14 protein-coding genes and 1 tRNA gene are annotated in these 15908 nt (G+C 34.2%); 2 read left to right on the forward strand and 13 right to left on the reverse strand.

Annotated elements, in window-relative coordinates; translation table 11 throughout:
* Positions 1-153 precede the first annotated feature (153 nt).
* A complete protein-coding gene (locus ACPF63_RS01260; RefSeq protein ID WP_426481724.1) occupies positions 154-963 on the forward strand; it encodes a T9SS type A sorting domain-containing protein in 810 nt (269 codons plus the stop codon).
* 179 nt (positions 964-1142) lie between these two features.
* On the opposite strand, the gene ACPF63_RS01265 is transcribed toward ACPF63_RS01260, so the two are convergent.
* The 8 genes from ACPF63_RS01265 to ACPF63_RS01300 form a co-directional block, all read right to left on the reverse strand.
* Positions 1143-3965, reverse strand: coding sequence for an aminopeptidase (locus ACPF63_RS01265; RefSeq protein WP_426481725.1), 2823 nt, complete (start codon positions 3963-3965; stop codon positions 1143-1145).
* 54 nt (positions 3966-4019) lie between these two features.
* Positions 4020-5399: an orotidine-5'-phosphate decarboxylase gene (gene pyrF, locus ACPF63_RS01270; RefSeq protein WP_077419025.1), complete on the reverse strand. Its 1380-nt coding sequence runs from the start codon at positions 5397-5399 to the stop codon at positions 4020-4022.
* Between the two features lie 121 nt (positions 5400-5520).
* Positions 5521-5862, reverse strand: a complete 342-nt coding sequence (locus ACPF63_RS01275; RefSeq protein ID WP_077419026.1) for a YkvA family protein — start codon at positions 5860-5862, stop codon at positions 5521-5523.
* Between the two features lie 83 nt (positions 5863-5945).
* Positions 5946-6485: a TlpA family protein disulfide reductase gene (locus tag ACPF63_RS01280; protein ID WP_077419027.1), complete on the reverse strand. Its 540-nt coding sequence runs from the start codon at positions 6483-6485 to the stop codon at positions 5946-5948.
* 9 nt (positions 6486-6494) lie between these two features.
* Positions 6495-7058: a thioredoxin family protein gene (locus tag ACPF63_RS01285; RefSeq protein ID WP_426481726.1), complete on the reverse strand. Its 564-nt coding sequence runs from the start codon at positions 7056-7058 to the stop codon at positions 6495-6497.
* A gap of 17 nt (positions 7059-7075) precedes the next feature.
* A complete protein-coding gene (aroC, locus tag ACPF63_RS01290) occupies positions 7076-8146 on the reverse strand; it encodes a chorismate synthase (RefSeq protein WP_077419029.1) in 1071 nt (356 codons plus the stop codon).
* A 50-nt stretch (positions 8147-8196) separates the two neighbouring features.
* Entirely contained in the window at positions 8197-9768 is a 1572-nt protein-coding gene (locus ACPF63_RS01295) for an LIC_10190 family membrane protein (protein ID WP_426481727.1), read from the reverse strand.
* Between the two features lie 117 nt (positions 9769-9885).
* Positions 9886-10437, reverse strand: a complete 552-nt coding sequence (locus tag ACPF63_RS01300) for a YMGG-like glycine zipper-containing protein (RefSeq protein ID WP_426481728.1) — start codon at positions 10435-10437, stop codon at positions 9886-9888.
* A gap of 345 nt (positions 10438-10782) precedes the next feature.
* Here ACPF63_RS01300 and ACPF63_RS01305 point away from each other — a divergent pair, with 345 nt between their 5' ends.
* Positions 10783-11223, forward strand: a complete 441-nt coding sequence (locus ACPF63_RS01305; RefSeq protein WP_077419032.1) for a hypothetical protein — start codon at positions 10783-10785, stop codon at positions 11221-11223.
* A 485-nt stretch (positions 11224-11708) separates the two neighbouring features.
* On the opposite strand, the gene ACPF63_RS01310 is transcribed toward ACPF63_RS01305, so the two are convergent.
* The 5 genes from ACPF63_RS01310 to ACPF63_RS01330 form a co-directional block, all read right to left on the reverse strand.
* On the reverse strand, positions 11709-12542 hold the full coding sequence (locus ACPF63_RS01310) for a glycosyltransferase family 2 protein (RefSeq protein ID WP_077419033.1): 834 nt from the start codon (positions 12540-12542) through the stop codon (positions 11709-11711).
* Positions 12543-12946: 404 nt separating this feature from the next.
* Positions 12947-13174, reverse strand: coding sequence for a glutathione synthase (locus ACPF63_RS01315; RefSeq protein ID WP_426481729.1), 228 nt, complete (start codon positions 13172-13174; stop codon positions 12947-12949).
* 714 nt (positions 13175-13888) lie between these two features.
* A tRNA-Cys gene (locus tag ACPF63_RS01320) sits at positions 13889-13959 on the reverse strand.
* A 58-nt stretch (positions 13960-14017) separates the two neighbouring features.
* The gene (locus ACPF63_RS01325) at positions 14018-14515 is read right to left on the reverse strand and encodes an RDD family protein (protein ID WP_426481730.1); all 498 of its coding nucleotides are present in this window, start codon (positions 14513-14515) and stop codon (positions 14018-14020) included.
* A gap of 28 nt (positions 14516-14543) precedes the next feature.
* Entirely contained in the window at positions 14544-15908 is a 1365-nt protein-coding gene (locus ACPF63_RS01330; RefSeq protein ID WP_426481731.1) for a DUF4403 family protein, read from the reverse strand.

Genomic DNA, 15908 nt, shown 5'->3' on the forward strand with positions numbered 1-15908 from the left:
AAATAAAAATACAAACAGCCGTTTCATTGAAACGGCTGTTTTTTTTATATGATTATTTACTGTTTTTTAGATTTTTGTATCTTGTTTATTTCTTAATTTGGTGGTATTATTTTTGATGTTTTTATTACAAATCCATTTCTAAAAATTATTACGATGAAAAAAATCTTTACTCTTGTCGGGCTTGTATCATTAGCTGCCTTTTCGAATGCTCAGATTGTAATCAATGAGATTTATGGCGGTAATGCCAATTCAGGTGCCGTATTGAAAAATAATTATATTGTGCTCAAAAACGTCGGAACGAACCTGGTTTCTTTGACTGGGGCAAGTATACAATATGCTCCGGCAATAGGGGCTTTTACCGAATATCATACACTTCCGGATTTTACTCTGGGTCCTGAAGAAACCTTTCTGATTCAGGAAGCAGCCATTGATGGTGGTGTTGAGAATTTACCGACACCGGATTTTATTGCAACTACTATTACCCGTTTTGACGGAACCCCCAATAAATCTTCAGGATTAAGAATTTCCAGTGTATCAGGAAAAGTTGCTTTAGCCGGAAATATAGTGCAGGTGACCGGACCTTCTGCATCTAATGTCCTGGATTTTGTAGGCTACGGATCAAATGCAGATCAGTTTAAAGGAGATGGGCCAGCTCCTTCTCCAACTACAACCACAGCTATAAAAAGAACATTAGTAGATAGTAATGATAATAGGGCCGATTTTTCTCTGGAAGGCAGCGTGAAATCCGGTTTTGTACAGAACCCTTTTATAAAGGACAGTAAAATTGTCTTCGGAACTGAAGTAAAAGATGTGAAAATCTATGATACCTTCAGGCAGATTGTGAAGAAATCACCTACTAAATTAGCCTCAACTCTTGATATTGCTGAGCTTCCAAAAGGAACTTATATTGTTACCGGAACAATTAATAATATTCCGATCTCACAGAAAATTATAAAAGATTAATTTTAATAAAAACAGCTTCTTTGTTAAATGTCATTCTGAACACAGGCTGAAATCCTGCGAACATAACTCAGAAATGTAGTGAAGAATCTCATAAGCTTGGCTATTCATAAGATTCTTCCTTCGTCGGAATGACAAAGCCAGATTATTTGACTTTTGAGACTATCTTTTTTCCGATATTTTTAGTACCAGCCTCTTCTTGCGGCATTAATAATAGAACCAAGATTAAGAATCAATGTATATCGGATGCGCTTTCCATAATCTTTAAATGAAGGCTCAAATCCTAAAGAAGACTGTATCGGGAAATAAACTTCCAGGAAATCCGGGATAATTCTTACTTTAACTCCGGTGTCCCATATGAATTTGGCAGGAAGATCTTTGTTTTTATAAACTCCGGCATCAGCATACACATGGAAAATTTTCCATATACTTGAATCTACGTTGGCAGAAGTAATCCATTGGTTTACCGTTCCCGGCAGGAATGATTTAAAACCACCGTCAGCTAATATAAACTGCTGTGAAAGGAGACCGCTGCTGGCACTTTCTCCCAAGAGATTATAAGAGAAAGAGTAGTTAGAAACCCTTGAAATTCCATAGTCGAAAAGATTGTTTCGGGTATTGTTTCTTAAAAAATATCCTGCAAATAAACGTAGACTTAGCTTTTGTTTAGGGGCAAATTCCCATCTATAGAAGCCCTCAGCTGTTATTTTATTGAAATCCTCCATTCCCTGCGTGCTCAGACTGAAACTTTTTTCATGGATCATCTGGCTGTCGCTATAGCCATACCCAACAGTCCAGACGTTGTATTTGCTGTAGTCATTATTGGCAATCATTTTAGGGCTCAGATCTCTTTCAAAATAATTATAAGAAACTCCGATGCTTCTGCTAACGGTACTTCTGGGATTTTTTCTGAAGTTGATAGAGGAAGCTATTGAACTCTTTCTGTAGGCTAATCCATAATCGTAATGAAAATAAGAACCGGAAACCCCAAAGGTTAAGCTTCGGATAATACTTTCGGCAGGCAGAATAGAGTAGGAAACAGCACCCGAACCTGTCAGTTTTCCTGTTCCGGTACTGTAGGTTGGTGTAACTGAATACAGGAATTTCTGATCAAATAAAGATTGGTTTTTTAAGTTAATCCCCAAAAGAAATTTATCATACGTATTGTTGAAACGTACTCTTGGGGTGATATAAATTTCGTTGTATTCCGGATTCGGAATGTCTTTTATTAATTTAAGTTTGATTTTTTTTGTATTGGAAAATATTCCTTTTGCATACAGAAAATTATCCCTGTAATTCGATTCAGGGAAAGTGTAACCGCTATTTAATGTAACTTTATAGATATTATCCGAAGCCGGAAGTGACAGATTGGTAATACGTTCATTTTCTTCAGTATCTATCCAGTACACCTTTTTTTCTCCTTCTTTGGTCTCGGTTTCCAGTTTTACAGGAATGGAGATGTCTGTATTTTTTGTAATTTTTATTTCTAAGGAATTGTTGCCTTTTTTAATGTTTTTTAACTTGAAATCAACTCTGTTTTTCTGTTTAAAAAAGTTTGAAAGATAGGCTGCTGATTTATTTTTCTCAGAAATAGAAGTCAGGAAATTTTCAGGATTAATTTTTTTTCCGGTATTCTGAGTAATATAATCTTTCAGAATATCATTGAAGTTGTCATACCCCATTTTATCAGCTGAATAATTAAAAAGACTTCCGGTTTCAAAACTGCTGACAGCCATGTCATTAAAATTGCTTAAAACAGGGAAATGCTCATCAATCTTCTGATCAAGATTTTGCAGCATGATATACTGATAGGAAAGTCCGTAACGATCCAGAAGTTTTACTTTGGATGCATGGAAAAATTTTAATGGTTTAAGTCCAAATATTCTGGTTTCAGGAAGTGTCCCTAAAAGTTTCGTGTCAGCATAGAATTTTTTCAGATACTGAATTTCCAGATAAGATTTTAAACCGTTTTTGAACCAGTGGTCTTTTTCTTTATCAGCAATAACGTTTTCATCAAGAACTTTCTTGGCAATGATTCCAAAATAATCCAGATCTGTCTTTTCAGCATTGGTAAATAACTGAAATCTGAATTTCCAGAAACTAATATCATTATTTCCGAAAAAGTCTTCCTTAGCTCTGAATTTATCAGAAATAAAAATACTTTTCGGAAGAATACCGATTCTTTCTTTCAGGAACTTTAATTGTAAAGGAAGGAAGAACTCCAGATTTTGTTTTTCTTCCGGCTTCAGGTTATAACCAAACTTAATTTCGGTTTCAGCTCCGTCAACATTGGTTTTTATTGAAGGATATTCCGTGGGCGAAATCAAAAACTCAGGGTCTGAATCCAGATATCCTTTGAATGAGTTCATCTGAACCTGTGGGAGATTACCTTCCACAAAATTATTTACAGGAATATCAAAGTTGACGGTCCAGAAAGTATTGAAACTTACTGGTTCTTCAATATCGTGGTAGTTTCTTGTGGAAATATTGTCCGGATCAAAATGATCCGGAACAATAAAGAAATATTTTAATACAGTATTCTGAGCGGATGTTCCATATCCCGTAAAGGTTTTATCGGGAAGCTGCATCCGGTATTGCAACTGTAGAGTAACGCTTTGGCCAGGTTTTAATACATTTTTCAGAGGAATAAAAAGATTTTCATCTGAGATTGTATTGACAGGAATGGCTTCATTTTCAGAATTCTTAACATTCAGTTCAAGAAGTTTTCCTAATTGATCACTTTTTGCAAAATGCAAATCAGTATTTCTGTCTTCCAGTTTTCTGTAGACTAAAGAGGTTCCGCGTTTGTTGTAAGCGGAAACCCAATTCAGGAGTTTTATAGTCTGCAGGTCTTTTTCAGAATGATTGTAATAAACAATTTCCTGACTGATCTCAAGGTTCTTTTTGTCAGGAGACAGTTTAGCTTCAATATATATACTGTCTTTCTGTGCAGAAACCTGTGCGACTCCCCAGAACAAAATAAGGCAAATGCTGATCTTTTTCAAATATTCGTGATAAAGCCCAAATATAACTTATTTTGTATATACTTTATAGGATTTTTAACCCTGAATTGCTTTTTTTTCCAAAGAATTAATATACGCGTTCCAACCCTCTGTCTTATAAGTAATCGCAGATGCTTCAGGATTATCAGATTTGTAGATTCCTCTTCCCACAATGATAAAATCTGTATGCAGCGTTTTGAAAACATGTTCCGGTGTATTGTACTGCTGTCCTTTACCATCACCGGAGTCTGCAAGATTAACTCCCGGAGTGAATAATAAAAGGTCTTCAGGGATTTTGTTCTGAGATACTCCACCAATTACATTAGGATGAGATAAAGCTACTTTTAAAGCTTCTTCACGATAGCTTGCGGTTGTCAATGCTCCTTTGGAAGACATTCCGACAATTGCTACCACTCCTACATTTTTGAAGCAGTCTAGTGATTCAAAACCTCCGATAACCTGAGATGTTACGAAATCTGCCCAATTTGTAATTTTGAAAACACCGCTTGTGAACTGAAGCTCCTGAGTATTTCCAATATCGGCAAATTTTCTGTCCTCCATCAGTAAGAACTGGTGTTTTGCAGCAATAGCTTTTAAAGGAGTGATTGTTTTTTCGTAATCAAAATCAGAAATAATATCAATATGCGTTTTTAAAGCAATGATGTGAGGGCCTACTTTTTCAGCAAGTTCCAGTAACTCCTGAGTTGTAGTAACATCTGCAGAAGCAATAAGGTTTGATTTTTTTGCTAAAGCCGTTTCCAGTAATTTTTTTGAAACTGAATGTTGTGCAGTCTGAAGCTTCTGCTCGTAAGAAGATCTTGTTTCCTCTTCAAACTGAATATGGTTCCCCTGAAGGAAATCCTGAATTCTTTTTACTTCTTCATCTGACAATTCACCAGTTTCCTGAAGAATATCACATACTTCAGAAATATTGAAAAGAGTGTGTACTCTGTATCCTTTACTTTCCAATAGCTGTTTTCCTCCCTGCTCTCTGTCCAATACCACTACAATATCAGAAACTTTAAGATCTTCCTGCTCTATTTCGGGAATGGTTTCCAACAAAGATTTTCCTGATGTGATCACATCTTCTACCAAAAGACAGTTTTGTCCTTTCTGATAAATTCCTTCAATCAGTTTTTTCGTACCGTAGCTTTTAGCTTCTTTTCTTTTAATAATTAATGGAATGTAGCTTTCCAGAGACATTGCAGTCGCCATAGGAAGAGCAGCATAAGGAACTCCACAGATTAAATCAAAATTATCCAGCGGAAGCATTTCCAGCAAATAATTAGCAAGATTTTTTAAAATTTTAGGATCTGAAGCCAAAGGTCTTAAGTCTACATAAAAAGGACTTTCAATACCACTTTTTAGGGTAAACCTACCAAATTTGATGATGCCTAGTTTGTAGCACTCTAAGAAGAATTCTTTTTTACTTTCCATTATTTTTTATTAGATATTGCAAATTTAAGGAATTGAAATAAAGCTTAAAAATTAATCGTTCATTTGTAAATAAAAAACCACCCCGAATAGACCAGGATGGTGTGAAAAATATAATAAACTATTATTTTACGATTTCAGCATCAATCAATTGAGCGCCTCTGTATTTTTGTTCGGCTTCCCATAATAAAAATTTGTCAACCTCTTTGATGAGCTTAGGAATGGTGAGCGATAATACTGCCAGATCATCCATGACTCCAAGTACCGGTATAACAAATTCAGGAAGCAGGTCAATAGGAGAGAGTACATATAAAATTCCCAGTAAAGGAAGAATAATGTCTATGGATTTCATCGGATACATTCCTTTTCTCCACATTTTGACCATTCTGAAAATATCAGGGATCTTTTTTATAAAGCCCTTATGATTGATGGCTTCTTTTGCAAGATTTAATTTTGAATATTTCATTTTGTGTTTGGATTTAATAAATTTTTCAATGCTATAAATTTCACAAATCCTGTACCAATAAATTATAAAATTTAGTTAAAATATTATTTGATAATATTGTCAATGAACTGATGTACAGTCTCTGTGTCCCAATCTTTTGTCGCATCTTCTTTGATAAGGATCCTTCCATGCTTATCCAGCAGGAAAGTGGTTGGGAATACCTTGGGAAGAATTTTCTCAGAAATTGGGCTTTGAGCAATATATACAGGAACGGTATAGTTATTTTCTTTCAGAAACTTTCTTATATCATCTTCCTTATCATTCATGGCAATCAATACAAAATCTACATGATCTTTTCTGGTATCATACAGTTTCTGAATAGAAGGCCATTCTTTTCTGCATGGCGGGCACCAGGTTCCCCAGAAGTTCAGAAAAATCCCTTTATCCTTAAAGTTTTTAAGATTAGTACTTGGTGCATTGATTCCTTTAAGTTCTATGTTGTAATCTTCTTCACTGATATGTACAGCGTTTTCAATGGTTGCAACAGGGAAAAATGTATCCTTTAGAAAATTTCTTATTCCCGGAACAAATGCAACAATACCGATGAGAGCTATTATTACAATATAAATGATACTCTTTTTCATGTCTCTTTTTTATAGAAGATCTAAAATTTCCTGAACAGCATCTTTTCCTCTGTTCTTAGCATAATATATCTGCAGATCATTGTAGAACATATCTTTTGAGTATGCTTCAGGATCAGCTTTATATTTCATCAACAGTTCATACCCGTATTTAGGACGAGGGCCCCATGAATTTTTTACATTCAGGTCTTTATCCAGGATAAGTACCTTAGGAATAGATTCCGTGCCATTGGTCAGAAACTGATTAATTAGGCTCTTATCACTATCTCTCAGGAATACTCTTACTTCATTATGCCCCTCAAAAAATCTAAAGACAGTAGGAACAGTTGCGCTTGCATCTCCGCACCATGCTTCAGAAATGATTAAAATCTTTCCGTCAAAATTTTTGGCAGCGAGTTCTTTCAGCTGATCTTCATCCGGAACGTATTTCTTTACCGTTCGGTCCATTCTCTGGAGACCCAGTTCATAATATTGTTTATAGTCAGCTTCCTGCTGGTTGGCAGGATTCTCTAATCTTTCTTTTGCAATCTGAAGATATTCCTCAAAAGAAATTCCTTTATCCCAGTAATTTTTCATTACCAAAAATATTTATGTTAAAAATTATTGATATTTCTTGTTTTGTTGATCAGAAACAGGTCTGCCAGCACAAATGCAGCAAGACTTTCCACTACAGGAACCGCTCTTGGAACCACACAAGGATCGTGACGTCCCTTACCTTCTACGATCACAGGATTTCCTTCTTTATCAATACTGTCCTGAGGTCTCAGAATAGTTGCCACAGGTTTGAATGCTACACGGAAATAGATGTCCATTCCATTGGAAATTCCACCCTGGATACCTCCTGAAAGATTCGATTTTGTAGTAAAATCTGTATTGAAGGCATCATTATGCTCTTTTCCTGTCATCTTAGCACCGCAGAAACCGCTTCCATACTCAAAACCTTTGCAGGCATTGATGTTCAGCATTGCTTTTGCAAGCTCAGCCTGAAGTTTCGAAAATATAGGTTCACCAATTCCTACGGGAACATTTTTAATCACACAAGTGATTGTTCCTCCGATAGTGTTACCTTCTTTTTTGATTTCTTTGATTCTTGAGATCATCTTTTCAGCCGTTTCAGCATCAGGACAACGAACATCATTGCTTTCTGTTTGGGAAAAATCTAAAGCCTGATATGGTTTTTCACAGAAAATATCACCTACAGAAGAAACGTAAGCATTGATCTCAATGTTTGGTAAAAGCTGCTTGGCAAGTGCTCCGGCAACCACCCAGTTCATGGTTTCCCTTGCAGAAGATTTTCCGCCACCACGATGGTCTCTGAAACCAAATTTCTGGTCATAGGTAAAATCAGCATGGCTTGGACGATATGCCCCTGCGATGTGATCATAATCTTTCGATTTCTGATTTTCGTTTTCAATGATAAAACCAATTGGGGTACCTGTTGTTTTTCCATCAAAGATTCCTGAAAGAAACTTTACTGTGTCACTTTCTTTTCTTTGAGTAACAATTGCTGACTGGCCAGGTTTTCTTCGGTTCAGTTCGTATTGAACCTTATCGAGATCTACCGTTAAACCTGCCGGAAAATTATTGATGATACCGCCATAAGCCACTCCGTGACTTTCTCCAAATGTTGTAAGACTAAGAAGATTACCTAATGTGTTGAACATAGTACAAAATTACCTTTTTTTCTTCAGATAATAAAGTTTCTGGATTTGTTCTATTTATCGGTGTTTTTGATATTATTGATAACCTTTTGGGCTCCCTTTTTTTCTTCTGAGGTCATTTTTTTCCAGATAAATCCTTTTTTGAGATCATTTTTGTCTGAAAGTTGGGGGAAAATACCTGCTTTTACATCATCAAAAATATAGAACGGAGTAACGGCTGGAAGAGGAGTGTCAAAACTGTAAGGGTAATTGTGAGAAACATTAAATTTAAAATTGCCGATTTTAAATGTATTAAACTGATGGTATGCATAGCTTGAAGGCTTGTAAATCTGTTCTTTTTCAAATCCTGTCATAAAGCTTCCTACCCTGAAACTCGGAATGTATTTTTGAATAAATGCCGGAAAGGATAACATTGAAATGAAAAATAAGCTTAAAACTGAAAAAACAATAATGGATTTCTTCTGATTAAAATATTCATGAAACAGAACAAAAAACATCACGAAAAAAACATCGATAAAAAATCTGTATTGAGCGGAAAACGCAAGGATCAATATACTTTTTACCAACAAAGAAATACAGATCAGCGTGATGAGTTTTTTCTTTTTTATCCAGGCAAATACAGAAAAAATAATTAAACTCAGGACAAAAAGAATATTAATCTTTGATTTGATTCCTTCCAGAGAAACCCAGTTTTTAATATGATCTGCTGTTGAAAATTTTTGAATTTCTTCATAGGTATACTGCATATCATAGGTCTTCATGATGGCAAACTGTGACGAAATTTTTAGTACTTCCGGATTGGGTTTCCAGGATACACCCAAATCACCCATTGCTACAGGAAAAACAGGAAAACCGAATGTCCATATATTTTTAATAAAGAACAGCAAAAGAATCAGAATTCCTAAAAGTAATTGTCTGAAATTGTTTTTGAAAATAAAAACAGAGCTTGAAAATACTAATAGGGGCAGCCATATCATGGTAGGTTTTATAGCAAAAACAAAAACTGAAAAGGCAAAAAGAAGAGTTGTATTTCTGTTTCCGGCTATGAGTTCATTTAAGATAATCAGTGAAAAAATAATAACAGGAAGGTCCGGGCTTGGAGATTGTGCAAATAATAATAAGACCGGCAGGAAGCAAAGGTGTATCCAGTTTTTCCGTTCGATGATATAAAGGGTGTAAATAATCAGTAATACAGCATTGATTCTTAAAAACGGGTCAGAGAAATTGGAAAATCCAGCCTGGAAAATATGCCAGACAGACATTTGTCCCAGCGTGAGATCAACGTTTGAAATTCCTTTTACCAGCCCATATTCTGTAAGCCACTGAAGAGTTGGGATGTAATAGCCAAAATGATCTAGTATATAAGGATAATAAGAGCCTGCGAGTATGATAATAAGAGTTGCAGCACTCATTAATGTGAAATCTTTTTTTGAAAACTGATAAAACTCCCTGTAGAGTCTGTTTCTAAAGAAAAAGAATAATCCCAAAAGTATTGAAACTGTTTCTATATAAATATTTAAAGGAAAAAAAAATGAAATAAGTGTCCATATCAGGCTTATTCCCAAGATTCCGGATAGGATTTTTCCTGAGATTCCCTGGAATAAAACCCCTGAGATATTTTCCATGATTTTCCCCCAACCCATTAAGACAGGAATGATGAGAATTGAAGAAAACAGAATCAATAGCATAAAAAAAGATTGCTTAAAAATAAGCAATCTTTATATTTATTGTGAAAATATTTATTAACGGGGTTGTACCCTTCCGTCTTTTCTATCTTGCGATCTACCGATGGTATAACCTGTGGCACCACCTACAACACCACCAATTACAGCTCCGAGTCCTCTGTTTTTCTTAGCGATGAGTGCTCCTGCCGCAGCTCCACCTACAGTACCAATTACGGTTCCTTTGGCTGCTTTACTCCATCCTTTTTTCTGGGTAGTTCCCTGTGAAGTTCCACTTCCGTTATTGGCATAACTTCCGTTACTTCCTGATGAGCCGGAATTTGAGTTTCTGTCTCTATATATTGTTCTTGTTTCTCTGATTACCTGTGGTCTTGAATTATTTTCAGCAGCAGCTCTTGCTTTTTTGGTTTCAGATATGCTGTCTGCTTTTTTCTGAGCTTCATAGACCATCTTTTCTTTTTCAATAGCTAGTTTTTGTTTTTCTATTTCAAGTTGTCTGGCCTGAAATTCAAGTTTCTGTGCTTCCTGTGATTTCTCAGCAACGCTGTCATCTTTCTTGCAGGCCGTCATTAAAAAGACGGATAAAAAACCTGCTAATACTATCTTTCTCATAATTCAAATTTTAATAAGGTAAAGCCAAAATGACTTTAATTCAAATGTATTTTCAATTATGAAGCCAAAATTTAGTTAAGGAGTGTTAAAATTGATCAGAGAAAAGTGAATTAATTTTAAATACTGTTCACTTTTGTATTATTGATGGGGATTTTATGCGTTTACTATTGAAATTTTATTTTATGTTAAAAATTTCTTCAGAAAAGGAAAATTGATTCTTTAAGTAAATCTATCATTAGTATTTCAGACCGTTCCGGAATTTGGATTTGTAAATTTTAGTTCATTGATTGTTTTTACTCAATTCATATAAGTTGATTACTTTTGAGAACCAAATTACTTTTTAATATGAAAAAATCAATTTTTACAGTATCAGCATGTATCGGACTGCTGGCTGTTGCAACCTCATTTTCCTCTAATGAAATAACAGAGAACAATAAAAACTGTTCGGAAATAGCGGATACCACACCAAAGACCCAGACGTATAAGATCCGTTATGGTCTTCTTTCAAAAAGTGGGGCAAAAATTCTTTCCGGAAATTATGATGTAGGAAGTTTCCTTGCAGAAAACATGGTTACCGGAGAAGTTTATGATACCTATTACAGTGGTGGATTTCAGTCTGTGCCACAATATTATAATGGTCTTCCTGCAGGAACTTATACTTTTTCTGCTATGCAGGGACAAGGTGGTTGGGTAGGTTATGGAACGGTAATTGCTACGGTTTCGGACGCACAGGTAGATTCTGATGGATATATTACAGTGTATATTCCGATCATTTGGGAGGAGTAGACCTTGTGAGCAAGAAATTATTTAACTAAATTTACCCTTTTCGAAAATGAATGTTTTTTAATCATTTAAATAATTAATTGCATTTTTTTATTTTGTTTTTATCAATTTTATATTGAATAAAAACTAATAAATTGCTTTAATTGTGTAAAATATTATTAATACGATTTTCAGGATGCTGTTAGGTTCCTATAGAAGTATTCATTCTCTATTTCTATGTTGTATTATATTTTTCTGAAGAAATGTAATAGTAATAGTTGTATTGAACGATTCTACGATATTCTGTTTGGATTTTTCTAAATAGATTTTTTTCATCATTTGTGTTTTTTAGGCCTCCGTCAGGAGGCCGTTTCTATGTATTAAGTTTTATCAAAGCTTTATGATTCTGCTCATATAATAATTGGAAGGGAGATGGTATCTTTGAGTATAAGAATATTTTCATTCCATATTTTATCAAAAAGATTCTTCGTTTCGAAGAGTCTTTTGTATTATATATTATCTAAGGTGACTTTTATTTTACTGATTAATCGGTGAATTTTTTTAGTCTGATACCCAATAAGGCTATAGATTTCCTGTGAACTGGTGAAAACCTCAGGAACAGTCTGGTTATTGATGGTTTTGATTCCCCGTCTTTTCATTGTATCATGTATTACTCTGGCAAACGATTCTTTTGCGCTTTGTTTTGCTTTGTCCTGGGAAATTCCATCAGAATGAAGCCTGTACAAGTATAAGGGTTCTTTGATAAATTTAGCTTCTCCCTGTTCGAGTATTTTTAAATACAGATCCTGATCTACTGCATTTTTCAAATTAGGATTAATTCCTGTTGTTCTTGAGTAAGTTTCTTTTTTAAATGCAAAGAAATGTGCAAACTGAATGGGACAGTTGAAAAAATGGCGGTTGTTGTAAATTTGCTTGGTGCCGGCATATACTCTTTCGGGAGTGAGATTTTCATCACATAGCATCATTTGGGAATAAACAGCTGCAAGATCATCTCTATCAACAAATTCCTGGGCTGTTTTTTCCAATGCTTCCGGATAAAGTGCATCATCAGGATCCAGGTAGGCACACAAATCTCCCTGGGCATATTTCATACAGGCAGCTTTTGTAAAGCCACAACCTTTATTTGTTGCATTACGATAGAGTTTGAAGCGGGAATCATCCTGGATAAGAGACTGTATAATTTCTACTGAATCATCTGTAGAGGCATCATCAACAATAATCACTTCCCAGTTTCTATAGGTTTGATTGATTAATGAATCATAGCATTCCTTGAAATACTTTCCATTATTATAGTTGGCTATAAGTATAGAAAAAATTATCACGTTATTTTGAATTAATTATGCGAAATTATAAAATAAGATATGTGAAGAATATTACTATGATCATAAGATATCTGATATTTTTTATTATATTTTGAAATCTATGCGTGTGAATTATATCTTAACTACTAATATTTGAGAATAGCCGAAGAATAGGAATTAAAACAGTATCGTTTATTGTCTTTTTTTGAGAAATATTGTGTGCTGGCTGGATAGCTTACTATTTAAAAGAAATAATAATTTTATGATTGTACTCATAAAATAAAAAAAAAGACTGGTATACCTTTGGTTAAGAATTAATAGATAAAATAATTTTTATCTCTGATATAAAATTTTTTTTCATCATTTGTGTTTTTTGAGGCCTCCATTTTTTGGGGGCTTTTTTCATATAATAATCTCAAAATGTTTTAAAGATCAAAGAGTATTCTACCGTCAAAAGGAATATCCCAAATGATGAATATTTTGTCATTTGATTTTTGCAGGGGAGCCTGAATGATTTCATAGTCTCCTTTTTCGGTTAATCTTTCTACAATGAGGTCAGAACCTTTGCCTATTTCATTTACGTTATACTCCAACTGATATTCTTTTTCATTACTTTTCGTAAAATCTTCTTTACTAAAAATTATTTGTGCCATGACTATTTAAATTTTATTGGATTGATTTATATGAAGAATAAATTATGCCAATTTGGTGTTGATTTAGGTTTTTTTTGATCTCTGACTAAATATTTGACAATTTTATTTCCTGAATATGAATTGTATTTTATTAAAATGTAAATTATTTTATTTTTAATGTTTTTACCGGCATGCTGGATTTATTTTAATTAATTATAATTAATTATGAAGTGGTTTTTAAAACATCAGTAAAAACGGTCTAAAATGCTAAAATTTCAAAATGAATAATACCAGAGTAAAATGCTTTTTTTTCTCAAAACTGGCATTCTTGGCACGATTTTTCAATATAGAAATGTAACTCATGTTTAATTTGAGTTTTCATGGTTATTAGTTTTTATCCTCGGAATTTCCGAGGATTTTTTTGTTCTAATATGATGATGCTCATAAATGTAAATTGATCAACTCTCTATTTTTGAATAAGATAATTTTCTATCCATCATCTTTTTACATTATTTATCAAACTCTTCTTTGATCTGAAAGAGCTTATTTTCTATTGTTAAAAGGAAAAGTCTAATGCAATAAAAAGATATTCATTCAAAAAGGTAAGAGCGAATGAAGTGAAGAATAAGTTACGGATGTTGATAAAGTAATTTTGATGATAAAAGAATGGAATATTTGAAAAGATTAAAGGTATAAAAACAAAAAAACCTCTAAGTTATTTAGAGGTTTTTTCTGAGGTACCTAGCGGATTCGAACCGCTGTAGATGGTGTTGCAGACCACTGCCTAGCCGCTCGGCCAAAGTACCATTTTTACCATTTTTGAGGTGTGCAAATATAGTAAAATTTCTTTATGAACAAAAGTTTTTAAGCAATTTCTTTCTTTCCAAGAGCCTCGATTTCGCTTTTTGCTTGAATTTCAGCCTGATAATTTTTAACGTTAATAACTCTCGTATAACTCCAGCTGTCATGCCATCCGTTTACACCAAGAAATGATAACCCATCAAAAGGGACAATTCTGGAAAGACTTCTGTAAATAATTTGCTGGGTAGTTGGTTTTGTACCATCTGTACTGATTACTTTGGTTCCTGTAATATACTTTGCAATGGTTCTCCCATCTAAATAGTTTTCCATCAAAAAGTAATAAAGACAATAATTGAAATTTCCAATAAAGAGCTGCCATAATATATTTCCATTACTATAGAAGTAGAAAAACTCAATTGAAGTTACTTCATAAAGAAAATTAGATACAATGGAGAGTAGATAATTAATAGCATATAGTATTATAAGATCGAGAAAATTATTAGCAAGCCTGATCCATGACGAGGCTTTATTATATTCAACAACATTTAGAATTCTTTTCATAGTTGGTTATTAGTTTTTTAGGTTAGTTTTAAAATCCGTTAACGAATAATTTTAATGAGGCATTCGTGTCAATCACAGCTGTAATTCCGGTATTGTTGAGTAGAATTTTACTAGGTTTCAGATTGAAAACTTTCCCGCTCATCTTTAAACCTTTATAGTATTCTTTATTAAAAGCTTCTTCAATACTCTTTCTTGATGCTTCTTCCAGCTCCTGGGTTGGAATACCATATTCATCTTCAATCATTTTTACAATTTTTCCCTGGAAAAGGAGAGAAGCTGTTTTCTGAAGGATATTGGTAGTTTTCAGTTTAAATTTGGTCTCTGATAAAACAATTTTTCTTTTTGTATCATCATACACAGGAATTCCGGAAATAATGGCCGTACCTTTTATATAGCCGTCGGTCTGAGCTTCGATAACCACTCTGTTATCAACTCCATATACCCTGATATCAGTAACTTTCACTTTAGAGTCACGAATATCAAATTCCTTATTCAGGAATGTTTTTCTTGCCATACTGCTTGCCTCTGTAAAAGGGATATTGGCTGTAGTCTGTAAAATAAACTTATCCGCAACAGTAGGAGTGGAGTTAAAATTGGCAACACTGGTTACCGGTGAAGAAGCTGCAGGTTTATTTCCTGTAAAAGTTTCGGAATAAATATCAACACCAAGCGTAGCATTGATCTGGTTACCATAAAATTTCAAAGGAGTAATATTGACTCCCACCGGGCTTACCTTCAGCCATGTATTGTATTCTTCGGAGATATTGAAAGGCTGCAGAAATGTATTCCAGGCCATTAAGGCATATTGCTGAAAATTCAGCTGTGTAGCCATTTGCTGATCTATCGTCTTACAGAATTTTTCCTGCTGTTCTTTTAAGCTTTTTTCAACAATAGAGGTAATGGGAATCTGTATTCTTCCGTAATCAAGAACGGGTTTGGTTACCCACCTGAAGCCATTGGGCTGTGTATTGGTAGTAATGGTCCAGTTATTCTTAAAAGTGACGGTTGTATTGAATGACATTACCGTTTCAAAAGTTGTATTCTGATATGTGTATACTCCCAAAGTTCCGATTCCTTTTTCTGCCCATATTTTTAAAGGAACTTCAATCAGTAAATTCTGACTGGTTCCGCCAACAAGACGAATAGGCCTGGTTTTCCATACTTTTACTTTAAACTGATCATTGTTATTGTCAGTATAAGAGTCATCCTGGTAAACAAGCTCTTTCACAGAAGCATTGATCATATTGCTCAGTTCCGAAAGAGGAATTGTCACAGGCATCGTAATACTGGACTTTATCTTTGGAAAATTATAAGCTGCCAACTGATTATCAACGCCGGCCTGACCAAAAACGCTGATACCTCCTACTAAAAATAATATTTTAACGAATTTCAA

The organism is Chryseobacterium sp. R2ACT005 (genome assembly GCF_049949215.1).
In the GTDB taxonomy this organism is placed as follows: Bacteria; Bacteroidota; Bacteroidia; order Flavobacteriales; family Weeksellaceae; genus Chryseobacterium.